Genomic DNA, 25,038 nt, shown 5'->3' with positions numbered 1-25,038 from the left:
ACGAATTAAAAATCTAATCGCTGCTCATCTCTTTTATTTAGCATTTGTAATCTGTTTCTTATAAGATACCAAGATAAGTTAGGCCGATTGATAAAAGCATCATGATCACAATAATAACTGGTGCTTTAGTGCCATTGGTCTTCTTAAAAATGCGGTAAACAATAATAGTCACAAGCAAGCTTAAGAAAGAGGGCATAATGATATCTAACATTTCTTGGACAGCAATCACATTGCCCCCGACTTCACCCGTCAAATTGGATCCTGTCGTAATCTCAAGCGGCGTCTCTACTTTTATAACGGTAGAGATCAATACCCCTACTACCATTAATCCGACAACATTTGCGATCGTAGAGATACGTTGAATCAAGTTGTTCTCTTGACTCTCATTCAAAAATTCAATCCCTTTATTATAACCATAAACAATTGCATAATATCTAAGTCCAATATTTACAATATTATATAAAATAAAGAATAGAATTGGACCAAGAATACTACCTGAAAGCGCAAGAGATGCACCAATACTACCAACGATCGGAACCCATGTGAACTTAACAAGACTATCCCCCAAGCCTGCCAATGGACCCATTAAACCCGTTTTCAGTGCTCTAATCCCTTCCTTTTCATCAGGACCTGTTGACTCCTCCATAGCTGCTGTAATTGCAAGAATAAGAGCATCACCGTTTACATGAGAATTGTAAAAGTCTGTATGTCGCATCATCGCTGCTTTAAGTTCATCTTTGTCTGAATAGATTTTTTCCAAGGCAGGTGCAATCGCCCGAAAAAATCCAACACCTTGTAATGTTTCATAATTTAAAGGTATCCGCATTGTATTTAAACGCATAAACATATTCCACAGATCTTTTTTCGTTAGTTTTTGCCCCATTACAAATCATACTCCCCTTCTTCTTGGATTTGAACCGAATGATTTGTTGCTACTGCATTTGTAGCTTTGTTATGTGTCATCATTTCATAAAAAACAGCGAATACAATCGCGATTAATGTTGTTGGAAGAATATCTAAATTTAAATAAGCTGAAAAAACAAAGCCAAGAATTAAGAACATCCAAAGTTCAAACTTTTTAATCATTGCCAACATTAAAAGAGCAATACCAACTGAAGGAATGATCGCTCCAGCTGTCTGTAATCCGTCAATAACCAATTCAGGTAAAGCGTCAACGGCTGTTTGAATTACACCAGCGCCAAAGTATAAAGCAATAAAGGTAGGAATCGCTCGTACTAACCCTGTTAAAATAGCAGGGGGCCATATCAACCAAAAAGTCCCTTTTACATTCGCATTTTCAGCCAATCGCTTTGCCCACGGATTTAGTGAAACATTAGCTGCTTGAATTAAAACTAATAGTTGTTGAGCCAATAGCGATGTTGGAATAGCTAAAGTAACAGCAGTTGCAACAGCTGTTTCAATATTCCCATCTGTTGTACTCATAATAGCTAAAGAAGTACTAATCAATGTTCCTGTAATAATATCTGGTGCCATATAAGCCCCGACGTTACCAATACCCATCCACATGATTTCAAGGGTCGCACCAATAGCTAATGACGAAGGAACATCTCCTAGAATAAAGCCGATCATTGGTGCAATTAACAACGGTCTTCTAAAGAACTTTGTACTGACATCATCGATCCCAATAATGAAGGCTAATACACTGATGATAATAATATTTGCTATCATCGGTTGATCACCTCGCTCATTTTGACTTTGGATTCGCTAGGTACCATTTGAACCGTAATATCAATGTTCTTCTCTAGCAATCTTTCAAAACATGCTTTTTCTTCAGGTGTTAATGATACTGCTTTTGAATATTGAGTACGTTCGGCATTCCCTCTCATTCCACCAACATTTAACTTAGAGATATCATAACCACCGTTTACCAAAGTTTCTACATCAAATGGTGAAGAGAAAAGTAACATCGTATTTCTTGAAATAGGATTCTTTTTAATAATATCCAGGAATTTTTCTGGTGGAAAAATATGCAACTTGATATTTCCCGGTGCACTCATCTTTAATACATTTGATTGAACTTTATCTTGTGCAACCGTTTCATTTAAAATAATAACTTGTTCAATATTATGGACATTTACCCAAGTCGTTATAACTTGTCCATGAATCAAGCGGTCATCAATTCTACAAAATTTCACACTCATTATCATCATCTCTTTCATTGAATTTTTCTGTGATATTTGTAAATCCATCCTGATAGGTACTTGCAAGTGATTGGGCAATTTCAGTTAAACTACGTTCTCTATTGCTCAATAAATCAATTAACATTGGCATATTTAAACCGCTAATAACCAGTACATTATCTTCGGTGAGTACGATTCTTCCGCTAATATTAGAAGGTGTACCCCCAAAGATATCTACTAAAATAACAGTTCCTGCACTTCGATCCAGTTTACTTAATTCATTTGCCATTTCCTTTTCTGAATCAGCAAGACTAGAATCCATTCCGACTGTTAAAACACCATAATTCTCTTGTTTACCAACAATCATTTCTGCACTTTCTAATGCACACTTTGCAAATTCCCCATGACTAGCAACAATAACTGCTACTTGGTTCATCTTTCGACACTCTCCTCTAAATAAAACGCTCTCATTTCCTCAATTTCTTCTTTCGTTAATCCAAAATGTTTGATCATATAAGTATCTATTGAATCATAGAGTTCCTTAATTTTGTTAATACTAGCCTTAATATATACTTCTCGTGTTTCAATCATTGCCATTAAGTAAGCTAAATAACTTTTATTTGATGTCAAGTCTTTGTATTGCTCGTATTTTAGTTGATTTCTTTCTTTTCTGATAATACCTGTGAGAACATAATCACGAATAATTTCTTCTTCTTTAACATTTAACACTAGTAATAAAAACAAAGAACCTAATCCCGTTCGATCCTTTCCTCCTCTGCAATGATGAAGTAATGGTACATTTTCTTTCCTTGTACTTAAGCTAAGTAATTTTCCATAAGCCTCCTTTGCTTTTTCAGACGTGATCAATTCCTGATAATCTTCAATTACATTTTCACCTTTGTCATTAATATAGCGGGCATCTACCTTCCCTTCTTTTAAAGCGCTTACAAGCTTGACATTTTCACTATGCAGATCTATTGCATTAGCTGCTGCCTCAGAAAAACTTGATTGTGGGTCACACTGATAGGTGTTTTTCACTGTCGTAATTTCTTTATTTGGATTTAATGTTCGTTCATGATCCGAACGATAATCAACAATGGTTGTTAAATTCATTTTTTCTAATAATTTGATATCATTTACAGTCAATTTAGATAATTGATCGCCTCGAAATAATAATCCCCATTTTGTCACCCTACCATCATTTGTTTTATAACCACCCATATCACGGATATTAATCGCACCATCTAGTTGGATAACGCGTTCACCAAAGATTTGGGTTTGAAAACCTTCTGCCTTGATTACAAAATAATACGGCCCCTCTGCTACTGGTAATGTTACTGTGAAATCACCCATGGAACTTGTTGCAATAAGCTCATTAATTGCCTCTACATTTGGTGTTTTACCAACATATAACTGATATGTTGGTTTAGAAGTATTCTCCAACATGATTGTAAGTTGATCACCACTTCTTTGTACATTTACACCTGAAATAGTATATGGTTGTGTATATATAGCCATATAATGCTCCCTTCTTTGATCATGATTAATTTATATACACATCTTAACTTAAGAAAATTATTATTTCAATATTATTTTCCGGTAATAATTTTCATTAATATTATTTTAAAGGCTATATAATGCCTTTTCTCTGAAACATCCCTCTCCCTGTTTTGGTAAATAACTTAAAAAACTAGAACCTATCGTTACGTATTTATAACGAAAGCTCTAGTTTTATCTAGTCATTATACGTTAAAATTTAACAGTACAAAAACTTGAAAAAAATTATCTTTTCAAGTTTTTTATTTCTTATTTTTTTATATTTTTTTGATAGTTAACTGACAGTCAGCTTATATTGATTGAATTCTCTTCTATAAGTCTCCAATAATTTCTCTAGTGGTAAACAGCCGCTCTTTAAATTCTTCATTTTCAAGAAGAAAAGTTGTAATAACATCAATTAGATAAATGTTGGAAAATTGCGAGTTGGGGAATTTTTCATCGTGGACAAATCGCGTATTATAGACGTAAAATACTAGATTGCTTAGCTGGGAGACTGGATTTTCAGAATAACTCGTAATTGAAACAATCGTTGCACCTTTTTCCTTTGCTTGAGCAAGTGTCTCAACAATAGAATGAGTGGCTCCTGTATTTGAAATAGCGATAAACAAATCACCTGGCTTAGCAATACTTGCTTGCATCAACATCCATAATGGATCTGAACAACTTTTTACGGGCAAGCCCATTCTCATTAAACGAACACTAAAAATCTCTGCCGTTACACCTGATGAGCTGACACCTATTACAATAATATTTCGTGCTTGTTTAATCAATTGCAAGAATTCAGTGATTTTATTGGTATCAATTAATCGCTGTGTATTTTTAATGACATTCTGATAGTGAAGGTACACTTCGTCTGCTATTCCGTTCGTTTGAGTATTTTCCTTAGGGTCATCTTTTGCATTAATATAAAGTTTCATATCTGGATAGCTTGCACAATCAATTTTTTTCACAAATCGAGTTATAGAGGCATTTGACGTACCTGTTTTTGATGCCAATTCCCCAATCTTCATATTTTTTAACTCATGACTAAAGCGTAATATATAATCGGCAATTTTCCGTTCTTGCTTAGAAAAGTTTAAATAATCCTTTTGTATTTTCATTAAAACATCCATTGTTTTCCCTCCATTATCTTTCATATTTTTAAAAATTTAATAGTAAAAAACCTATGTTTTTATCGATATAGAGACGTTTAATTCAAAAACTTGCACCTCCTTAACTTTAGGGTATTTATGAAGTGACACTTTAAACAAATTCCTAAATGGATATGACAAGCTATTACTTCAATATATCAGATATCAATAGAACACTATTTTTTTCCAAAAGATTAAAATTTTTATTTTGAGGTTATTTTTATATATTTTTCACACTATCTTAAGATACTATCTAATGTATCATTTTACCATGTAACTAAATTTAACTAAAGAAGATCAATGCTTTTCATGATTGTTTCATTAATCTTGAAAGGTTTTCTAGTTACAGCTGATCATTTTTATGTGTTTTATTATTAACCACTCTCGGCATAATGTGATGAGTACTTAATTCGTAAACCAAACCTTCAATCAGCGGGGATTAGACCTATACGATATAGTCTATGTAGATATTGATATTTTCCAGATAGAGCGATAGACATTTCTTGCAATTAATCAAAGTATTAGTTTCCTGCATACAAAAACCCATCAAAGTTGATGGGCTTAATTTTTCAATGTCTTCTTATAACGGCGAATTTTTTTCATTGCCCAATTGTAATGACTGCTAGTGGCTGAAATACAGTAGCTGCCTAATGAAGTTGAACCCGTCCATGAGAAATACTTCTTGGTAAATAACTCGTCATTTGTAAACACTTGAATCCAATCAATAACCTTTTGATGACTCTCTTTTAACATTCTCTTAGCTTCTTCAAGCGAAGTATGCTGATGTTTTTCCCAGAGGCTTATATTCATTTCCCCATACGTTCTCCAATTATAGGGCTTGGGTAAAAATGCGGTCGGTTGATTATCAACATGGTTTGCTTGTACCCACTTTAATAAGAGCTGCTGCCATTCATACAAATGAATCAAAACATCTCTAATATTTTTATCCCGATCTTCAAAAGGGAAAATCCCTTCTTGCTGTTCATTGTTCATGCTGTCAATGAGCTGATTCATCTTGTGATAAGTTTGTTGGGCTTGTTCCAATAATGTTTTTTTATCTTGTGGACGTGCCATTCTCTATTCCTCCTTTGCCACAACTAAGCAAGCTTCAGTCACCCAATGGTCAGGATTTTCTTCTTGTGCTGGAGATACGTGATTAATATTCAACATAGGGCCATTGATTCGATAATCATTATTCTCCATCCATTGCGCCAAAATCTCCATTACATTAGGCATTTGTTCATAAGGTCCATGAAAAGTAACAGAAGCAACTTGTAAAGCAGGGGCTACAAAGTATTTTACCCGCTCTGTCTCTTGATAAGAACCCGTGATAGAACTTTGAATTTCTAGATCAATACTCTCTTCTTGATATTCAGAATCGTGATATATACTGATTCCTAGCATTGGATCTGCAAATCGAACGTTCTGCTCTTGAACTTCTGTATAGAGTTCACGCCACAGTTCTCCTTCATAAGAAGCATCCGGAATCGTCTCACGAATACTCATTACATCTCTCTCTGGGATTTCTTTTAGAACCACATGGTAGTCTAAAATCGTCGCATTGGTGCCGATCACTTCTTGAACATTGTTTAAAGATGTTTGTTGTAATTGAATGGCTTCTAATTCTTTTGAAATCTCTTGCTTGCGTAATGAAAGATACTTTTCAATTTCTTGCTCATCCCTTGCGGCAAAAATTTCTTTGATTAGAGCTAAGGAAAAGCCTAAAGACTGAAGTTTTTTTATTTTGTTGACCGTTTGCAGTTGTTGAGCTGAATAAAAACGATATTTTGTCTTTTCATCAATATAATTTGGAATCAACAATTGCCATTTTTCGTAATGGCGTAACATGCGTGTACTTGTACCAGACAGCCTGGAAAACTCACTTATTTTAAACATAATTGTACCTCCTTTATTTAATACCAGTGTAATCATTGACACAGTGTCAATGTCAACTTCATGTTAACAAGAGGCCCCAAGCTTGACTTAGTACAATCATACAAGTGTTTATTGATATTCAGCATATCATGGAATGTCACGGTTTCCTGACTTTGAAATTCATCTAAGTTTCCCAATCAATAAAGATCCCATTAAAATAAACCACATGGAAATCATGTACATGACTAACCAATCTGTTTCGACTTGCTCAACACCTAAAAAGAGTAAACTTAAAGCTAATAGACTACTGACCAGCAAAATAATAACACAGGCCCATTCCATTGCTGTTTTCATATTTTCAAACGTACGTTCATCAACCTCAGGTATATTGCCACCTTTTTTCAATTCGCGTTTTTTCAATATACGATAGTAAAAATAACTATTCAGTGAAAAAATAACGACCAGTGATAATAGAACAATTCCAAAAACACCCCAAAACGATAGATTTAATTCCGTTTCAATCGTTGGTTTAGCAAGAAACACACCTATCATCATACAAATCAACAAATATAATTCAAGCCACACCATTGTCTTTAGCTTTTTCTTCATATGTCATCACTCCTCAATTGAAATAATTCTTCGATTGGCAGATCAAAATACTTCATAAGTTTCAAAGCCAACTCCAAACTGGGATTGTACTTATGATTTTCTATTGCCGTAATAGTCTGTCTAGTAATTTGCAGATCTTCTGCCATTTGGATTTGTTTAATTCCTCTAGCTGTTCGAATTTCCTTAATCCGATTATCGACTATCATTTCATCCCCCCTTCGAGAAATGTAAATAACTCTTTACACACATGATATCTAAAAAAAGAACAAATGTAAAGAGTTATTTACATGGATAATCTAATCATACCTTAGCCTGATTGATTGTATAATGATCTATTGAGATAGTGAACACATGCGCCGTTGAAAAGGCTTTTTAAAATTCAAGCTTTTTTATTCAAAAAAAAGATGACCAACTCTTGATCATCCTTTTCTGTCTCTTTTCATTCAATTACTGGAATAAAGCTAAACCGACTGACATCAACAAGCCCTCGATTTGAGATCCTTATGTCTGGAATAACCGGGAGTGCGACAAGTGAAAAAGTCATAAAGGGGGCATGAATTGGGCAACCTAGTTCTTTCCATGCTAATTCCAGCTTCTGTACTTGCTCAACAACTTCTTCTGCTTTTAAATCTGACATTAAGCCGGCAACAGGGAGAGGAACTTCAGCAAGAACTTGATTGTTGTCAACAACGACCATTCCTCCGCCTAATTCAACAAGGCGATTCGCAGCGTATGCCATATCGTCATCATTTGTTCCCATCACAAGTAGGTTATGACTATCATGTGCCACAGTCGAAGCAACGGCACCACTTTTTAATTGAAAACCATTGGCAAAAGCAACAGAAATATCACCCGATTGATGGTGGCGGTCAAGACAAGCAAGTTTAAGAATATCTTGATCAAGATCAACCGAAATCGTTTGATCAGGTGTAACGGCTAATTTTGCTTGAATTCGTTTGGTTCGAGCACTATTCTCAATGACTTGAAGGACATTTGCAGTTACATGATCTGCTTTTGGCTCAGCTTTTATTATAAAATCGTTCGCTTGAATTTCCCGCTTGACATGAATGGATTGTTTAACATAAGCAGGATAGTGATACGACGGTAAATCAATCATAAGTTCACCATCTTGCGCGACCATTTTCCCATCAGCAACAACCATTGAAGGTTCGACCTCTTCCAACTGATCAAGGATGATTAAGTCAGCTATTTTGCGTGGAGACACACTGCCATAATCATCCGCAAGCTTAAAGTAACGCGCTGTATTGATCGTAGCAAGCTTGATTGCTGTCACTGGAGCAACACCCTCTTCGATTGCTCGACGCACCACATGATTGACTTGACCTTTTTCAACGAGTGTTTGCGGATAAATATCATCGGTAATAAGTAGAATTTGATCTGTGTCAACTTGGTCCTCTGTGATTATTTTAGCCAGTTCCTTAACATCATGCCAAGCTGATCCTTCACGAATCATTACATACATACCCAACCGTAATTTCTCTAATGCTTGTTCCCTGGTCACTGTTTCATGACATGAATCTACTCCAGCTGCTAAATAAGCCTGTAACATGTGATCGGGTCCGTCTGGAAAATGTCCTGTCACTGTTTTCCCTGCTTCAATCGTTGCTTTAATTTCTCCCATCATCAATGGATCTCGATTGACAACTCCTGGAAAATTCATCACCTCTCCCAATCCGGCAACACCTTCCCAAGTCAAGCCATCCTCGACATCTTCAACAGTGATACTTGCACCCGCATCTTCAAATCCTTCCGTTGAAGGTACACAGGATGGGAAAGTCGTAAAGACATGAAGTGGCAGTTGTTGCCCTTCATCATGCATGTAGCGCACACCTTCTTTACCAAAAACATTTGCCATCTCATGCGGATCCATGAAAATACTTGTCGTTCCTTTCGTTAATGCCATTCGAGCAAACTCCGTTACGGTTAACATCGTACTTTCTACATGCATATGCCCATCCATTAGACCAGGTGCAATATATTTCCCAGCTAATTCAACGACTTCTGTCTCAGGTCCAATCGTATGATCAGCTTGTCCAACATAAGCGATGCGGTTTCCATAAATCGCTACATCGATTCCCTTGTTTAATTCTCCAGTAATTACATTGACAAGTGTCCCTCGTTTTAGGACAAGATCAGCTGGAATTTCCCCCATTGCCACTTGGATAAGCGCTTGACTCACTTCTGGTAATCGACTTTTCATCACTTGCACTCCTCTTCTTTTTTCTTAATAGATTATTTAAAAAATTAGTTGGTCATCAAGTTTTATGGTGAAAATATCAGTTTTTCTAGTCCTATTCTCCATAAAGACTTAACTTTTCTAATGGTATAAAAAAAAGTCTAGTATCAACTAGACTTTAAATGTGCATGTTTAGAAAGCCCTTGTTCCTCTTAGCTTGTGATCAAGTAAAACATGTTTATCAATCATGCAAAGGGAAGGTATCTCTGGCTTTTTATTCGTGCACATGTAGTCCAATGATTACGGTCATTCGGTAGAAACGCTTATGCCAATTCATAAGCCTATACATGTTTATCTTAAATTAGTATTATTATAACATGGATTTTATGATTTCTCGAAGAATAGTTTGTTTAAGTAATGATAAACGCCTTCTTCATCATTTGTATATGATGTCACTTCATCGGTCATCGCTTGAACTTCTATGGGTGCATTTTTCATCGCTACCGTGTGACCTGCCAACTTAAACATACTTTCATCATTATAGCTATCACCCATCGCCAAAATTTGATCTGGCGTTAAATTTAAATGCTCTAAAAAGTGTTGAATACCGGTGGCTTTATTTTTATTAGCAACCATAATTTCAATATTATGTAACGTTGATGATGACATGGAAAAAGGAATGGTTTGATTCAACTCCTCTAGTATCCTTTGCCATAATTCAATTTTTTCATGGTTTCTGCTAAAACAATAAAACTTTGAATACTTATCTGGCTCAATTTGATCAACCCAATTAATGCCCGTCTCAATGGCTTCTTTACGCTCAATCCACTCACTTATCCCAACAACATCAGGTTTAGGATCCTCAACCTCTTTTAATAACATGGTTTGATCTACCTGTTCAACTCGAGGCAAGCCCTCTGTCGGAAATAATTCATAATAAACTTGATTCTCTCTTGCTAATTGAACCACCTTTTCAACTAATGGAAAGGGCAATGTATGTTCAAACAATTTTTTTGTACCCAAATAACCTGTCATCCCATTCGAGCTGATCACACCATCAACTTCAAACCCCGTTGGTGCCGTCGTAAAAATTTCCCTTTTTGCACGTCCAGTTGCAATGAAAACATAAATACCTTTTTCGCGAATTTGATCGATAATCAGCTTTGTTGTTTGGCTGACACGATTATCACTAGCTAACAAGGTTCCATCCATATCAAGAAAAATAGCCTTTGGTTCTATCATAGATTAATCCCCCCACTTTTTGTTTATTTGCCCACTAGTATAGCATTTTTAAGATGATAAATGTATTCTGGTTTTATTTTTGAGTTCACTTTAAATTATATTATAATGTTTCATATATGATTTAGATAAGCACTATCAGTTAAGGAGTACCTAGATAACAGTAAGTCCAGTCGAAGTAACTGAACGCATTTTTGCACTACTTATTGATCTATTTATCAATACGATCGCTACTATAATGATCAATTTAATTATTTATTATGGAAATGCACCATTTTCCCATTCCTTTATCGTCATCTTAGCCATATTCTCTCTTTTATATGCTATTTTCCTCCCGCTATTATGGAAGGGATATACAATCGGTAAACGGCTCATGGGCATTAGAATCGCACCTATATCAGAAAGGAAATTAACCTTAGGAACGGTGTTCACCAGAGAATTGCTTGTCATGAACTTCCTGTATTATATTGGTTTTGGTGTGCTTCAGCTTGTTAGTGTTTACCTTATTTCAACCAGAGGTGATAAGCGTTCCATCCATGATTGACTTGCCAAAACTTATGTGACATCTAATCCCCCGGAATAATAGCAAAAGCACTCATTCCTATTATAAAGCTAGGAGCAAGTGCTAAATTTATATCTCAAAAGTTAAATTCATTTTTTGGTCTCTAAGGGTTTGACTTGTGCCTCAATTTCAGCACGTTTCTTTTCTAAAAATGGTGGCAACGCTAGTGACTCACCTAACGTTTCCACTGATTCATCAGTCGCAAAACCTGGCCCATCTGTGGCTAATTCATAAAGAATACCATTTGGCTCACGAAAATAAAGCGATTGAAAATAATAGCGATCGACAATTCGCGAATTAGGCAAACGTTCTTTTTTTACTTTCTCATACCAGGCTTCAAGTTCTGAACGATCCTTAACTCGAAAAGCAACATGATGAACACTTCCACGCCCCGGTCTTTCCTGTGGCAAATCTGTCCTTATCTCAACATGGACTTCCGCCCCAGTTCCACCCTTACCTGTTTGATAAACTTCTACATCAGCTTGTCCGTCTTGATAAGCAGGGTACTGACCGACATGTTTGAAGTTCAACAGATTCACTAATTTATCTGCTGTTGGTGCTAGTTCAGGGACAGTTAGACGAACCGGCCCCAATCCAGTTATGCCATAATCGCTAGGAACTGAACTCTTAGCCCAAGGAATCCCCGCTTCCACACCTGTATTATTTTGATCTGAGACAAGCATCAAGCGCTGTCGCTCTGGGTCTTCAAAAAAGATGACCTTTCGACCGAGTTGCTCACTAATTCCTTGGTGATTCACTGAAAACTGATAAAACCTTTCAATCCAATAATCAAGAGCTTGATCACTTGCTACTCGTAATCCTGTTAAAGAAATACTGTTATTGCCACGATAGGTTTGTCCAACACCAAGCATTTCAAAAAAAGTGAGATCCGTTCCTGGACGTCCAATTTCATCCGCATAAAATAGATGATACATATGATGTGAGTCTTGGTTGACTGTTTTCTTAACTAAACGCATCCCTAAAATATTTGTATAAAAGTGATAATTTTTTTCTGCACTTGCTGTTAAAGCTGAGACATGGTGAATACCTGAAAATTGCATGATTCAACCTCCTACTCATATTATAACTTTATATTAGCAAATTATTATCTCGAATTCAAGACAATAATCTTATACCTATTTTTTCAAAAAACTATTAACTATCATTTCTCTTTTCATTTTGACGGTTAACTGTCATAATAGACATATCAACTTACAAATTCATCACGAGGAGATGTTTAATGGAACAAAAACCGGACACTTTATTAAGCCCCTCCTTTCTACTTAAACAAAATAAATATCGTTTAACAAAGTCTGAAAGGAAAATATATGACTATATCATCAATCATCAAGAAACCATTATTTATGATTCATTAACAGAGCTAGCAGAAAATAGTTGTGTTGCGGAAGCAACCGCTTTACGCTTCTTCAGAAAGCTCGGTTACAATGGTTTCCAAGCTTTCAAATTAGCTTATGCCCAAGAGAGTAATCATAAAGTTGAAAATTCAGATACGATGACTTATCCAAATCAAATCAAAACGAATATGATTCGGACATTAGAAGAGTCATATCAGTCCATTAATCAGGAGCAATTAGATCAAGTGGTTGATTTAATCGATAGTAGTAAAGATGTCGTTGCTTTTGGCATTGGTGCTTCTGGAATTGCGGCACTTGATATGCAAAACCGATTCATGCTAATGGGTAAAAACATAACGGTTATTCCAGATACTCATGCCCAAATGATGCGAGCAACAACATCTAATAATGAAACTGTTATTATTGCCATCAGCCTATCAGGAAGTACAAAGGAAATCATCGACCATGTTTCGATTGCGAAGGATAAAGGGGCAAAAATTATTGTTTTAACAAATTATTTAAAATCTCCTTTGACGAAGCTTGCTGATCATGTGCTCTTATCTGCAACAAAGGAAAGCCCGATTGATCGAGGCTCACTTGTGGCAAAAATTTCTCAGCTTTATTTAGTCGATTTAATCTGTACAGGGTTATCAATTAAAAATAGTAAATCGGCTAAACAAATACAACAGGAAATCAACAGAAATATAACAAATAAACTATTTTAAGGAGTGATATGATGTTAATAAAAAATGCAACTCTCTACACAGAAAACGACATAGTCAATGGGCACTTAGCGATTAAAAATGGCAAAATTACAGATATCTTCACGGATTTACCCGCTGATTTAACTCCATACCGTGACGTTATTGATGGAACACATTTAAATGTTATCCCTGGATTTATTGATACCCATATTCACGGTGCCAATGGCGCAGATACGATGGACGCAACAGATGAGGCCATCCAAACAATGGCCAATTACCTTGTCTCAGAAGGGACAACAAGTTTTTTAGCTACAACGATGACACAAGCACCTGAAAATATTGAACGTGCTTTAGCAAATTTAGCTCAATATGAAAATGTAGATACAGGTGCTGAAATGATTGGAATCCATCTTGAAGGGCCGTTTGTCGAAAAATCAAAAGCAGGTGCACAACCTTTAAAATATATTAGCAAACCAGATCTCAAGTTATTTAATAAATGGCAAGAAATTGCAGCTGATAAGATTAAAACCGTCACCATTGCTCCCGAGCACGATCAAGATTGGACATTAACTTCTGCTTTACGTAAGGCAGATATCAATGTTTCAGCCGGACATACGGATGTAAATTTCTCTGAGTTAAAAGAAGCTGTTAAGCATGGTGTTAACCAAGTGACTCACTTATGTAATGCCATGAATGGTATTCACCATCGTGATATCGGAGCTGTTGGCGCTGCATTTATGGTGAAAGAATTGAAGGCAGAGATTATTTCTGATGGTATCCATGTTGACCCTGCCATGTTACAATTAATCTATCAAAATATTGGCCCAGAGCGGCTGATCTTAATTACTGATGCCATGCGAGCCAAAGGACTCGAGCCTGGTGATTACGAATTAGGTGGACAGCCTGTTCGAGTAACTGAGGATCGTGCAGTTTTAGATAATGGTTCATTAGCTGGCAGTATCCTGAATATGATTGATGGAGCAAAGCAATTCTTCTCAATGCCTAATGTTTCATTACATGATATTATTCAAATGGCATCAGTAAATCCAGCAAAACAGGTTGGTGTTTTCAAAGATAAAGGATCAATTGCTGTTGGGAAAGATGCTGATCTGTTGCTTGTAGATGATCAGTTAGATTTGAAAATAACCCTTAAAAAAGGGAAAATAGTTTATCAAGGAGTGAGCCAATGAAGATTGTAAAAGTGAAAGATTACCAAGAGATGAGTGAATGGGCAAGCAAGCAGGTGATTGATAAGATTAAAGCATCTGATCAATTTGTATTAGGTCTAGCAACAGGGTCAACACCTGAAGGTCTTTATCAGAATTTAATTGATGCCTATAAAGAACAAGAGGTTTCATTTAAAAATGTAATCACCTTTAATTTAGATGAATATATCGGTCTTGGCGCTGATAACCCAAATAGTTATCGTTATTTTATGGACGAAAAATTATTTAATCATATTGATATTGATCCAAAGCATGCACATCTACCGAATGGTGTAGCAACTGATATTGAACAAGAATGTAAAGATTATGAAGCTTTGATTAAAGAAACGGGTGAAATTGATTTACAAATCCTCGGATTAGGCGTCAATGGACATATTGGTTTCAATGAACCAGGAACATCATTTTCAAGTCGTACACAAATGACTGATTTAGTTGAAGCAACAATCGAGGCAAATTCACGCTTCTTTGATCATAAAGAGGATGTCCCTACCCAAGCGATAACAATGGGGATTAAGAGTATTATGGAAAGCAATGAAATCATTCTACTCGCCTCAGGAGAAAATAAAGCTGAAGCGGTCAAACAGCTCGTAGAAGGAGAAGTAACAGAGGACTTCCCTGCTTCAGTATTACAAAAGCACCCTCAAGTAACTATTGTAATCGACGAAGCTGCCGCTTCATTACTAAAATAATCAGATTGCTTTAATGAAAAACAGGCGGAGAATTTTTTCTTCACCTGTTTTTTTATTCACTCAAAATCTTAATCTATTTAATGGTTAGAATTGGGTTATACTCGTCATTTAAAATTTGCCTGCAACCGCATGGTGCTTGCACACGAAATTCAAGATTCTACATCTAATGGCTATTTTCAAAATTTACGTTTTAATAAAAAATAGTTGTAACTTTAGTAAAATCACTTTAAAATGTGCTTAGGTTAAAAAGAAGGGTTCAAAGAAACTTTGACCAGCCAAGCACATATTTGGATCGTTGCTTTTATAATATAAATAAATGGTTCATTTAACTATAAATAGATATTCTAATACTAAAACTAAAGTATTTAATTATTTTTTAGAAAAAGAAGGGATTTAACAAATGGATGGAAATGTATTGCTCGCGTTTGGTTTAACTTTATTTGCCGGCTTAGCAACTGGAATTGGAAGTGTACTTGCCTTTTTTGCAAAAACAACAAATACAAAATTCCTTTCCTTCTCTCTCGGTTTTTCCGCTGGCGTGATGATTTATGTCTCAATGGTAGAAATATTCTTCAAGGCTCAGGAATCCTTAATTAGTGAGCTTGGTGAGACTTCTGGTTCATGGGTGACTGTGACCAGTTTCTTTGGTGGTATGCTATTAATTGGATTAATTGACCGTTTTGTTCCAGAGGAGAAAAACCCTCATGAAGTAAAAAAAGTTGAGGACATGGAAAAGAAACCATCTATTCTTCAAGATAAAAGTTTATTAAAGATGGGCTCCTTTACTGCATTGGCAATTGCAATTCATAACTTTCCAGAGGGAATCGCCACATTTACTGCAACACTCCAAGATCCTGCACTCGGGATCCCAATCGCCATTGCCATTGCGATTCACAATATTCCAGAGGGGATTGCCATTTCTGTTCCTGTTTATTTTGCCACAGGGAGTAAGAAAAAGGCATTTAAACTTTCCTTCCTATCAGGATTAGCAGAGCCTGCTGGAGCACTTATCGCCTACCTATTATTAATGCCATTCTTAACCGATACACTTTTCGGTATTATTTTTGCTAGCGTAGCAGGCATTATGGTGTTCATTTCACTTGATGAATTAATCCCAGCAGCAAAACGTTATGATGAAACACATACCTCAATCTATGGCGTTATTTCAGGAATGGCCGTAATGGCATTAAGTTTGCTATTAATGCTCTAAATAAGGATAAAAAAAGCCTTGACGATCGAATTTATCGATCGTCAAGGCTTTTTTCTTTTTACTCTATACTAACTTCATGTACTTTATAAAAATGATATAAGCTTTCTGGTACTTCTTTAACAAAACGTGAGACACCGCCAATGGCGATTAATGTTAAATCATGCATGGCCCGGGTACAAGCAGTATAGAGAATATGGCGCTCCAGCTCATTTAAATATTGGTGAGCAGATGCATCATAAACAATCACACCATCAAATTCAATCCCTTTGGCTAAATAGACTGGGATCACATGGATCCCTTCTTTAAATGTATGGGTTTCTTCATCAATTAATTGAACCTCTTGGTAAGATTTAGCTAATAGCTGAGCGAGTTCCTTTGCTTCAGCTATTGTTTTGGTAATAACTGCAATATGACCATATTTTTTGTTTAAATAGCTATCAATTGTGTCATACAATTTATACTCAGCAATCGTTGGATTATCGAGTTCATAGACAATAGGTTTATTTCCTTCACGATTAAAGGGCTCAATTTTTTCACCATTTTCAATGAAAGATCTTGTGAATTCAACAATCGGTCGTGTTGAGCGGTAACTTCTTAATAATGTTATTCGTTCTGTCTGATCTTCAGTATAATCAGCAAGAATATTACCTGTTAAGCTGTGATAATAAATGGTTTGGTTGATATCGCCTAATAATGTCATCCGACTATTCGGATAGATATGCGTTAAATAACGTAATTGAAAAGTAGAATAGTCTTGAGCTTCATCTAAAATAATATGTTTTATGGCTCGGTTCTCTTCAAACCCGATAATCATTTTCTCAAAATAGAGAAATGGGGTCGCATCCTCCCAGGTTAAGAAGTTTTCGTTAATATTTTGTTTAGTGAAAGCAGCCAACTCCTTCCACTCCTCTGGTGTTAAGCCTTGACCTGCCTCCTCTTGGTCAAAGAGTCGTAAATAAGTACGCTTTGTATTGACAAAGGCATAGCGCTTTACTTTTTCTCGAAGTGGGGTTAATTGACGTTTGATAACCTTCCGTTTTAAGTAATAAGCTTCAACGTCACTATCTGATTGATCATAAGACTGCTCCTGCATTTTCATAAAAACATCTTGAAAATCATCTTTATCAAGAAGCTCAACTTCATCTTGAACCCAATCTGCTTTTAAAAGCTCATGTTCCATCTCTTTTAATTTCTGTAAAATCCATTCAGTCATTTTCTCTAATCGAAGCTGGATGGAAGTGCGATCAGGGAATCGATAAAAATACTTGGCTAATTCTTGCTTGTCAAAAACGAGTTGATCACGAAAGCGAATATTTCGGAATTGTAGTCCTTCCTCTAAAAGCTCTGTTAAAAAGGTATCTACTCGAGCTTGAAAATGTTCACTCGACTTATAACGCATCCCTACAAGACGAGGCCAATCATCTTTTTGTCCTTCAGTAAAAGCGACTTCTAGCTGTTCAAACGGCGATTCAATTTTAAAACGCTCACGTAATTGCTGTTCAACATAGTGATAAAATGTCATTTGTTTAATATTCTCTTCCCCTAAATCAGGTAAGACTCGGGAAACATAGCTATTAAATAATGGATTGGGTGAAAATAAAATCATTTGATCCGCAGTTAGTTGTTTTCGATAGCGATAAAGTAAATAGGCCGCTCTTTGTAAAGCTGCTGATGTTTTTCCACTTCCTGCAACTCCCTGTACAATTAAAAATTTACTTTTTTCATTACGAATAATTTTATTTTGTTCACGTTGAATGGTTGCAACAATACTTTGCATTTTTGTATTGGCAAACTGTCCCAGCACATTTTGTAATAAATGATCCCCAATCGTTAAACCTGTATCAAACATACCCGTTAATTCACCTTGTTTGATTACATATTGGCGTTTTAACGTCATTTCACCTTCGATCCTCTCATCAATTGCCTCATAAGCAGCTGGACCTGGTGAATAATCATAATACATACTTGCTATTGGTGCACGCCAGTCATAGACAATAAAATGCTCCTCATCTTGATCCATTAAAGATGATGTACCAATATAAATCTGCTCTTTCTCTGATTGTTTGTCTTCAATAAAGTCAATGCGGCCGAAATAGGGTTTTTCTTTTAAGTCTAATAGCTTATTCAACTGCTGAGACAACTGACCATGGCTGCGTTCTCTTTCTGATAAAAATTCAGCTTGCTGTTTTAAACTGGCTTGTGTCTCAATGGCATCATCCATTTCTGTTAAGTTGACCGTGACATCTTCCCAGAAATCTTTCCTAATCCCGATCACACGCTCTTTAATCATTTTGATATATTTTTTTAAACGGTTTATTTTTTGATCAATAAATTTACCTACTTCTTTTACTCGATTATATTCTTGTTCCCAATCTTTATCTTGTTTTGCCATTTCTCTCACTCCTTACTTCCACTAAATCCGCCGGAGACCTTTCTGAACAAATTAATTAACTTCGTTACAGTTTACGTTTACCCTATATCATACGCCATTATCCATGAAAAAACTATAAAATTCTAATAGAACAGTCACTTTCATTTTTTAGTTTGTTGAGGTATGATAGATATTTAGGGAGTCGAAACATTTTAGAAGGAAGGGATTCGCATCCAAGAAGAACAGTTAATTAAAAGGAATGTAGCCATCATGTGGGTTGCTAATTTCTTTATTTCTGGCAGCCTTACAATGGTACAGCCTTTTTTATCGCTTTACATTGCTACTTTAGGTAATTATTCAGATAGTCAAATCCAAACATGGTCTGGGCTTATTTTTAGTATTACATTTGTGACAGCTTTTCTTTTTTCACCTTTTTGGGGTAAAATTGGGGACCGCATGGGTCGTAAAACTATTCTTGTTATATTTGGCTTTGGACTAGCTCTTTCACTTTTCTTGATGGGCTATGTTACATCTATTTTCCAGCTTTTCATCCTCCGAATGTTTATGGGAGTTTTTACTGGATTTGTTTCCATGTCGCAAGCATTAATTACAACGCAAACCTCAAAACGTGTAGCTGGACAAGTTCTCGGAACTCTACAAACAGGAAGCATTACGGGAACCTTAATGGGTCCCTTAATCGGTGGAGCTTTAGCTGATATGTTTGGTTATTCAGCCACTTTCGTGTGGCTTGCGCTTATATTATCTATAACCAGTTTTCTCGTCTTATTCGGCATCAAAGAGTTCCAAATAAAAGAAGAACAACAACCCATTAAATATACAAGTCGACAAGTATTATTGCATATTTTAAGACACCCCATGCTTCTTATCGTCATGGTGATGTCAATGATCGTCCAAATTGCTAATTTTAGCGTTCAACCGATCTTATCATTATTTGTTGGAGAAATACATGGTTCAAGTCGGATTGCCTTTTTCTCAGGTCTAGCTTTCTCCGTAACAGGTTTAGGTAACTTATTAATGGCTCGTAGATGGGGACGCATTGGTGACCGGGTAGGCTATATTAGGATCTTAACGATCTTATTATTTGCTACCGCCATCGTTTATTTTCCAGGCGGCTTTGTCACTCATTTATGGCAACTTGTTATCTTACGCTTTTTCCTAGGTATATTCTTAGGTGGAATTATCCCGCTACGGATTGCCTATATCCGGCAAGAGGCACCTCTCTCCATGCAAGGTGAAGTACTGGGTTACAATACTAGTCTCCGCTTCTTTGGCAATATGATTGGTCCCATGTTAGGTGGAACAATCAGTGCTAGTTTAGGCTATTCAGCAGTCTTCATTTCAACCAGCCTGCTTTTGCTGCTATCTGGTATCTTAATGGTGGTGGCTAAACACCGTCATCCAGAACTTGTTCCCAATCGACACTAAATGATTAAAGCCAACTAACCGATGAAGCGTTCAGTTGGCTTTTTTCTTTATCTTTTTGCAATAATATCCATTTCAACTTTAACCCCTTTGGGTAACTGACTGACTTCTACTGTTGCCCGAGCGGGATAAGGCTCTGACAAAAACTTCGCATATGTTTGATTTAACTCAGCAAAATCGTTTAAATCAGTTAAGTAAATCGTAAACTTTGCTACATTATCAAAGCTTAAACCTGCTTCTGCTAATATAGCCGCTAAATTATCCATCACTTGCATGGTTTGTTCTTTAATATCTTCTCCCACGACCTCCATCGTTTCTGGATCAAGTGGAATTTGTCCAGATATAAAAACGAGATCGCCAAGATCAATTGCTTGGGAATAGGGTCCAATCGCTTGAGGCGCTAAATCTGTTTGTATTGCTTTTTTAGACATATCAATTATCCTTTCCGATCATTTGTTGTTAAAATTTTAACATCATTCATTTTTTTAGTAAACTAAAGGTATACTCAGTTTTTTATAAGGAGGAATTTTCTATGTTAAAAACATTCACGTTAACCACTCGCGGTCATAGTGAGATGGTAGACATTACTGACCAGATTCAACAATGGCTTACTCAAGAACAGATTGATGAGGCAGCGATCATTGTTTCATCCATGCATACAACGGCAGGAGTAACTGTCAATGAAAATGCTGACCCAGATGTTAAAACTGATTTTCTCCGCCGTTTAGATGAAGTCTATCCATGGACAGATGCCAAAGATCAACACATGGAAGGAAATACGGCAGCCCACTTAAAAACGAGTACAGTTGGACATGCTCAAACCGTAATCGTCTCACAAGGAAGATTAGTATTGGGAACATGGCAAGGTATCTACTTCTGTGAGTTTGATGGACCACGAACAAGAAAATATACGGTGAAAGTCATTTAAGCAGAACGATCAACTAGAAGGTTCGCCCATCTAGTTGATCGAATGTTTCACACATTTGAAAGGTATTTAACGAAAAAGAAAATTTAAAAAGAGTCAAGTGTTAAGAAAGACTAACACTCTCACACAAAAGTACGAAGGAATATGATTTCTTCAAATTATACTTTGTTCTAATTGATTAACAACTGATACAAGTTCATCATGAATAACTAAGTCAAATAAATCATCCATTGGTGTTGGTTCCCTATTGATTATTGCCATAGGCATATGCCGCTGTTTGGCATAGCTCGGTAATAAACTAAACGGTGTAACGAGTAATGACGTACCTAAAACGAGCATTAATTCACTCGAGTCAATCGCCATTTCTGCTTCCGTGTGTTTCACAATTGGATCACCGAATAAAACAATATCCGGTTTTAATATCGTCCCACAATTTTGCTCAACACAAACAGGAACATCTTCTGCCATCAAATAAGCTAAACCATAGCTTTTGCCGCATTTTGGACAACTTGCGGTATCTAAATTCCCATGATACTCAATGACATGTTGCTCATTCCCTGCCAAACGATGCAGACCATCAACATTTTGCGTAACAATTGAAGTCCGCTTCCCTTTTGTCTCCAGCTCACTTAAAAAATAGTGAACTTTATTTGGCTGATAATCCTTCAGCAGCTTGATTTGAAATATTTCTTTATATTTAAGCCAAAAATCCTCTGGGTCTTGTAAAAAATATGCTCGTGACATATAGTATTCCCGAGAATAATCTGCTGTCCAAATCCCATTTCCCGACCTGAAATCTGGTATCCCGCTAGCCGTTGATACACCAGCACCAGTTAAAACGACAATTGATTCTGCCTTTTTAATTAGCTTTGAAAGTTGATCGATTGGTTCCATGTTCATCCGACTCCTTTTAGTCCACCTTAACTGATCGTACTCCCTCATTTCAAGAAAGAAGGAAACCTTTCATTTATAAATGAGAGCACCAACAACCAGTAACATCTCTATTGATCCAACTAACAGTCTTTTGATAGAGCAAGTAATCACAATCCCAATTGTTTTAATCTGCCGAATAATCACAGCCACAAGTCCTTTCAGTGAAACGAGTGATCAAACTACGGAAAACGGCAAAGCAATTACACCTCGAAAATAAGTATGGGTCTTATTCTGAGTCCCTGTCCCAGTGGTTTGATGAAGATGAGTAGTCACTACCCTTAGTAAGGGATAACCCCCCCCACTGAATGAAGTTTCACCTTATTTTTTTAGGCGAATCACATTCCATGATGTTTTTTCCAATTGAGCTGTTAAACGTCCACCATCTAGTATGGTGTTCTGATTTTGTTGCGGCTGAACTGCTTGGTGGTCAGCTGTGTTAACCGCTTTTAAATCATCATTGACAAGTTCAATATGTTCAACCAGCTTGTAATCTTCAAAACTTCTTAAATCAATATCAATTGGCATACTTGATTCTAAGTGCTTGTTAACAAGGAAAATAGTAACCTCTTCATTTTCCTCATTATGAACAGCAGCAGAATCAACATAAGGTACGTCAGTAAAGTCTTTACTATCATATTTAGGGGTGGTTAAAATAGGTCTCAACGAAATACCACGCCCAAATACTGAGGTATGCATGTATGGATAAAAAATTGTTTGTTTCCATGCACGTCCTTTATTTTCCGCCACAATTGGTGCAATCACATTAACTAATTGGGCCATTGCAGCCATTTTAACCCGATCAGCATGCTGTAAAAATGTAATCAACATGCTTCCAACAAGTAGAGCATCTTCGAAATTATAATGATCTTCTAATTGTGGCGGAGCCATTGACCAGGGTTCAATTTGTTGATCAGCATCATTTGAATGATACCAAACATTCCATTCGTCAAAGCTTAACTGGATTGTTTTTTTGCTGCGATGCTTTGCTTTAATATAATCACAAGTTGCAATAACGGTTTTAATAAAATGATCCATATCTAAGTTTTTCGCTAAGTAGTTTGCTGGATCATTTGAACGATTTCCATAGTATTGGTGTAATGAAATAAAATCAAGCTGTTCATAAGCAAGATCCAATGTGGTAGCTTCATATTCAGGAAAGGTCGGCATATTGGTATTCGAACTTCCACATGCCACTAATTCAATCGTTGGATCTACTAGTTTCATTGCTTTCCCAGTTTCTTGGGCGATTCGACCATACTCATAAGCTGTTTTATGTCCAACTTGCCAAGGACCGTCCATTTCATTTCCTAAACACCAAGTTTTAATCTTGTGAGGTTCTTGATAACCATGAGAACGACGCAAATCACTCCAATAAGTTCCACTCGGGTGATTAGTATATTCAATTAAATTTCTGGCTGCATCAATACCTCTTGTTCCTAAATTGACAGCCATCATCACTTCGGCGCCAACCTTTTTAGCCCAATCTGCAAATTCATTCGTGCCTACTTCATTGGTTTCAATCGTACGCCAAGCAAGTTCTAGGCGGCGTGGTCGATTTTCCTTAGGACCCACACCATCCTCCCAATTGTAAGCGGAAACCATATTCCCACCAGGATAGCGCACAATAGGGACATTAAGTTCTTTAACAAGTTCAATCACATCTTTACGAAAACCTTGTTCATCAGCCTCTGGATGATCTGGTTCATAAATACCACCATAAACAGCCCGTCCAAGATGTTCAATAAAGGAACCATAAATTCGTTCATCCACTTGAGCAATTTGATAATTCTTATCTAGGATCATTGTTGCTTTTAATTTTGACATGTCTCTTCCTCCAATTTAACTAAACGATTATTATTGTCATACTATTTCTTTAATCATTCGGTGAACATTTATGTTAGTTTTATAAAACGGCAGTTCAAATGTTATGATAAAAAGCCAACATAATTAGTAAAAATCGATAGCATTGCTTCTCCTTAAGTAACTATTTTATCTCCTTTCAGCAACAATATTTTATAATTATACGTATATGTTTACGCTTCCATTATATCGATATTGATTTTCCATTTCAATTATTTTAAAAGATTAGTAATAAATAAGTTTTATGCTTAGATCAGTTTATTACTTTATTAAGAGCCTAAGTACATTCAAAATAGCATGTAGAGTTGCCCTAGTCTCAACCGGACAATTTCCCATTTAATCTTAGCTTCTCGTATAAAAGTGATGATCTCTTATTTAAACACTTTTACTTTTTTGAACAAAAATACCGTAACAACAGAGTTATTACGGTATTAACTTAGCTATTTTTGGGTTTTGTCGTTGAGTTACGGACAATCAATTCTGTATCAAAAACAATGGGCTCGAAGGTATCTTTCGATTTTTGCGGATTAGCATTTGAACTTTTTATAATATCAAGAATCATCTCTCCAGCTGCTTCACCAAGCTCGCTTTGTGGATGTTTAATCGTTGTTAATTTGACTTCAGAAATCTGTGCTAGGAAAGAATCATCAAAACCAACGATTGAAATATCCTCAGGAACTTGAAAGTTCTTCTCTCTAATCACATCGAGTAGGGTCAGTGCCAATTCATCATTGTAACAAACAATAGCTGTTGGGCGCTCTTTTTCTGGCAAATCTAAAAGCTTCGCCAATTCTTCCTTTGGTTTATGGTGTTTATCTTCTGTTTGATAAGTGATTATATTATTTGGATTTAATGTAATGCCATTTTTACGGTGTGCTTTCAAGTAACCTTTCATCCGTCTAGAGCCTTGACCGTCATCATTTTTAAAGAAGCAGACAATGTTATCATGACCTAATTCAATTAAATGTTCAGTTTGTAATAAACCACCTTTTTCATCATCTACCGTAATACT

General features: G+C 36.2%; 25 protein-coding genes and 1 riboswitch. Of the genes, 7 read left to right on the top strand and 18 right to left on the bottom strand.

All coding sequences use genetic code 11. From position 1 onward, the window contains the following. Positions 1–58: 58 nt before the first annotated feature. The 12 genes from ACS127_RS07595 to ACS127_RS07540 all read right to left on the bottom strand — a co-directional run bounded on the left by ACS127_RS07595 (position 59) and on the right by ACS127_RS07540 (position 10,751). A complete protein-coding gene (locus ACS127_RS07595; protein WP_440897820.1) occupies positions 59–883 on the bottom strand; it encodes a PTS system mannose/fructose/sorbose family transporter subunit IID in 825 nt (274 codons plus the stop codon). Further along, positions 883–1,689, bottom strand: coding sequence for a PTS mannose/fructose/sorbose/N-acetylgalactosamine transporter subunit IIC (locus tag ACS127_RS07590; RefSeq protein WP_440897819.1), 807 nt, complete (start codon positions 1,687–1,689; stop codon positions 883–885). The genes ACS127_RS07595 and ACS127_RS07590 overlap by 1 nt, the downstream gene beginning before the upstream one ends. Beyond that, the gene (locus ACS127_RS07585) at positions 1,686–2,162 is read right to left on the bottom strand and encodes a PTS system mannose/fructose/N-acetylgalactosamine-transporter subunit IIB (protein ID WP_440897818.1); all 477 of its coding nucleotides are present in this window, start codon (positions 2,160–2,162) and stop codon (positions 1,686–1,688) included. Before ACS127_RS07585 ends, ACS127_RS07590 begins: the two co-directional genes overlap by 4 nt. Further along, the gene (locus ACS127_RS07580) at positions 2,143–2,577 is read right to left on the bottom strand and encodes a PTS sugar transporter subunit IIA (RefSeq protein ID WP_440897817.1); all 435 of its coding nucleotides are present in this window, start codon (positions 2,575–2,577) and stop codon (positions 2,143–2,145) included. The genes ACS127_RS07585 and ACS127_RS07580 overlap by 20 nt, the downstream gene beginning before the upstream one ends. Then, positions 2,574–3,659 carry a tyrosine-protein phosphatase gene (locus ACS127_RS07575; RefSeq protein ID WP_440897816.1) on the bottom strand — a complete coding sequence of 362 codons (1,086 nt, stop codon included), beginning with the start codon at positions 3,657–3,659 and terminating at the stop codon, positions 2,574–2,576. The genes ACS127_RS07580 and ACS127_RS07575 overlap by 4 nt, the downstream gene beginning before the upstream one ends. A 350-nt stretch (positions 3,660–4,009) precedes the next feature. Further along, the gene (locus ACS127_RS07570) at positions 4,010–4,810 is read right to left on the bottom strand and encodes a MurR/RpiR family transcriptional regulator (protein ID WP_440897815.1); all 801 of its coding nucleotides are present in this window, start codon (positions 4,808–4,810) and stop codon (positions 4,010–4,012) included. Between the two features lie 579 nt (positions 4,811–5,389). Continuing rightward, positions 5,390–5,902: a ClbS/DfsB family four-helix bundle protein gene (locus ACS127_RS07565; RefSeq protein ID WP_440897814.1), complete on the bottom strand. Its 513-nt coding sequence runs from the start codon at positions 5,900–5,902 to the stop codon at positions 5,390–5,392. 3 nt (positions 5,903–5,905) lie between these two features. Then, positions 5,906–6,724: a MerR family transcriptional regulator gene (locus tag ACS127_RS07560; RefSeq protein ID WP_440897813.1), complete on the bottom strand. Its 819-nt coding sequence runs from the start codon at positions 6,722–6,724 to the stop codon at positions 5,906–5,908. Positions 6,725–6,883: 159 nt separating this feature from the next. Further along, positions 6,884–7,312: a hypothetical protein gene (locus tag ACS127_RS07555; RefSeq protein WP_440897812.1), complete on the bottom strand. Its 429-nt coding sequence runs from the start codon at positions 7,310–7,312 to the stop codon at positions 6,884–6,886. Further along, the gene (locus tag ACS127_RS07550) at positions 7,309–7,518 is read right to left on the bottom strand and encodes a helix-turn-helix transcriptional regulator (protein WP_440897811.1); all 210 of its coding nucleotides are present in this window, start codon (positions 7,516–7,518) and stop codon (positions 7,309–7,311) included. The genes ACS127_RS07555 and ACS127_RS07550 overlap by 4 nt, the downstream gene beginning before the upstream one ends. Positions 7,519–7,751: 233 nt before the next feature. Further along, positions 7,752–9,533 carry an adenine deaminase gene (gene ade / locus ACS127_RS07545; protein WP_440897810.1) on the bottom strand — a complete coding sequence of 594 codons (1,782 nt, stop codon included), beginning with the start codon at positions 9,531–9,533 and terminating at the stop codon, positions 7,752–7,754. Between the two features lie 245 nt (positions 9,534–9,778). Continuing rightward, positions 9,779–9,878: riboswitch (purine riboswitch) on the bottom strand. Positions 9,879–9,893: 15 nt separating this feature from the next. Next, positions 9,894–10,751, bottom strand: coding sequence for a Cof-type HAD-IIB family hydrolase (locus tag ACS127_RS07540; protein WP_440897809.1), 858 nt, complete (start codon positions 10,749–10,751; stop codon positions 9,894–9,896). Between the two features lie 154 nt (positions 10,752–10,905). Between ACS127_RS07540 and ACS127_RS07535 the strand changes: the two genes are divergently transcribed. After that, positions 10,906–11,292 (top strand): RDD family protein, encoded by a 387-nt coding sequence (locus ACS127_RS07535; RefSeq protein WP_440898099.1) that lies wholly within the window; start codon positions 10,906–10,908, stop codon positions 11,290–11,292. Between the two features lie 107 nt (positions 11,293–11,399). Here the strand turns inward: ACS127_RS07535 and ACS127_RS07530 are convergent, their stop codons facing one another. After that, positions 11,400–12,371, bottom strand: a complete 972-nt coding sequence (locus ACS127_RS07530) for a ring-cleaving dioxygenase (RefSeq protein WP_440897808.1) — start codon at positions 12,369–12,371, stop codon at positions 11,400–11,402. Positions 12,372–12,550: 179 nt separating this feature from the next. Between ACS127_RS07530 and ACS127_RS07525 the strand changes: the two genes are divergently transcribed. The 4 genes from ACS127_RS07525 (at position 12,551) to zupT (ending at position 16,494) form a co-directional block, all read left to right on the top strand. Beyond that, positions 12,551–13,390, top strand: a complete 840-nt coding sequence (locus ACS127_RS07525; RefSeq protein ID WP_440897807.1) for a MurR/RpiR family transcriptional regulator — start codon at positions 12,551–12,553, stop codon at positions 13,388–13,390. 11 nt (positions 13,391–13,401) lie between these two features. After that, positions 13,402–14,559: an N-acetylglucosamine-6-phosphate deacetylase gene (gene nagA, locus ACS127_RS07520; protein WP_440897806.1), complete on the top strand. Its 1,158-nt coding sequence runs from the start codon at positions 13,402–13,404 to the stop codon at positions 14,557–14,559. Beyond that, entirely contained in the window at positions 14,556–15,284 is a 729-nt protein-coding gene (gene nagB / locus ACS127_RS07515) for a glucosamine-6-phosphate deaminase (RefSeq protein WP_440897805.1), read from the top strand. The genes nagA and nagB overlap by 4 nt, the downstream gene beginning before the upstream one ends. A 400-nt stretch (positions 15,285–15,684) precedes the next feature. Continuing rightward, a complete protein-coding gene (zupT, locus tag ACS127_RS07510) occupies positions 15,685–16,494 on the top strand; it encodes a zinc transporter ZupT (RefSeq protein ID WP_440897804.1) in 810 nt (269 codons plus the stop codon). Positions 16,495–16,552: 58 nt separating this feature from the next. On the opposite strand, the gene helD is transcribed toward zupT, so the two are convergent. After that, entirely contained in the window at positions 16,553–18,886 is a 2,334-nt protein-coding gene (helD, locus tag ACS127_RS07505) for an RNA polymerase recycling motor HelD (protein ID WP_440897803.1), read from the bottom strand. A 249-nt stretch (positions 18,887–19,135) separates the two neighbouring features. Between helD and ACS127_RS07500 the strand changes: the two genes are divergently transcribed. After that, the gene (locus ACS127_RS07500) at positions 19,136–20,311 is read left to right on the top strand and encodes an MFS transporter (RefSeq protein WP_440897801.1); all 1,176 of its coding nucleotides are present in this window, start codon (positions 19,136–19,138) and stop codon (positions 20,309–20,311) included. 47 nt (positions 20,312–20,358) lie between these two features. On the opposite strand, the gene ACS127_RS07495 is transcribed toward ACS127_RS07500, so the two are convergent. After that, positions 20,359–20,739: a RidA family protein gene (locus ACS127_RS07495; protein ID WP_440897799.1), complete on the bottom strand. Its 381-nt coding sequence runs from the start codon at positions 20,737–20,739 to the stop codon at positions 20,359–20,361. 101 nt (positions 20,740–20,840) lie between these two features. Here ACS127_RS07495 and ACS127_RS07490 point away from each other — a divergent pair, with 101 nt between their 5' ends. Beyond that, positions 20,841–21,236, top strand: a complete 396-nt coding sequence (locus ACS127_RS07490; protein WP_440897798.1) for a secondary thiamine-phosphate synthase enzyme YjbQ — start codon at positions 20,841–20,843, stop codon at positions 21,234–21,236. Between the two features lie 150 nt (positions 21,237–21,386). On the opposite strand, the gene ACS127_RS07485 is transcribed toward ACS127_RS07490, so the two are convergent. From ACS127_RS07485 to ACS127_RS07475, 3 genes are all read right to left on the bottom strand, one after another. Further along, a complete protein-coding gene (locus ACS127_RS07485; protein WP_440897797.1) occupies positions 21,387–22,127 on the bottom strand; it encodes an NAD-dependent protein deacylase in 741 nt (246 codons plus the stop codon). Between the two features lie 357 nt (positions 22,128–22,484). Continuing rightward, positions 22,485–23,990 carry an arabinosylfuranosidase ArfA gene (gene arfA, locus ACS127_RS07480; protein WP_440897796.1) on the bottom strand — a complete coding sequence of 502 codons (1,506 nt, stop codon included), beginning with the start codon at positions 23,988–23,990 and terminating at the stop codon, positions 22,485–22,487. Positions 23,991–24,462: 472 nt separating this feature from the next. Then, the gene (locus ACS127_RS07475; RefSeq protein WP_440898098.1) at positions 24,463–24,987 is read right to left on the bottom strand and encodes a substrate-binding domain-containing protein; all 525 of its coding nucleotides are present in this window, start codon (positions 24,985–24,987) and stop codon (positions 24,463–24,465) included. Positions 24,988–25,038: the final 51 nt, after the last annotated feature.

The organism is Amphibacillus sp. Q70, assembly GCF_052055485.1.
Classification (GTDB): domain Bacteria; phylum Bacillota; class Bacilli; order Bacillales; family Amphibacillaceae; genus Amphibacillus.
The sequence above is the reverse complement of the archived record's forward strand: the minus strand, read 5'-3'. Positions and strand labels throughout refer to the sequence as shown.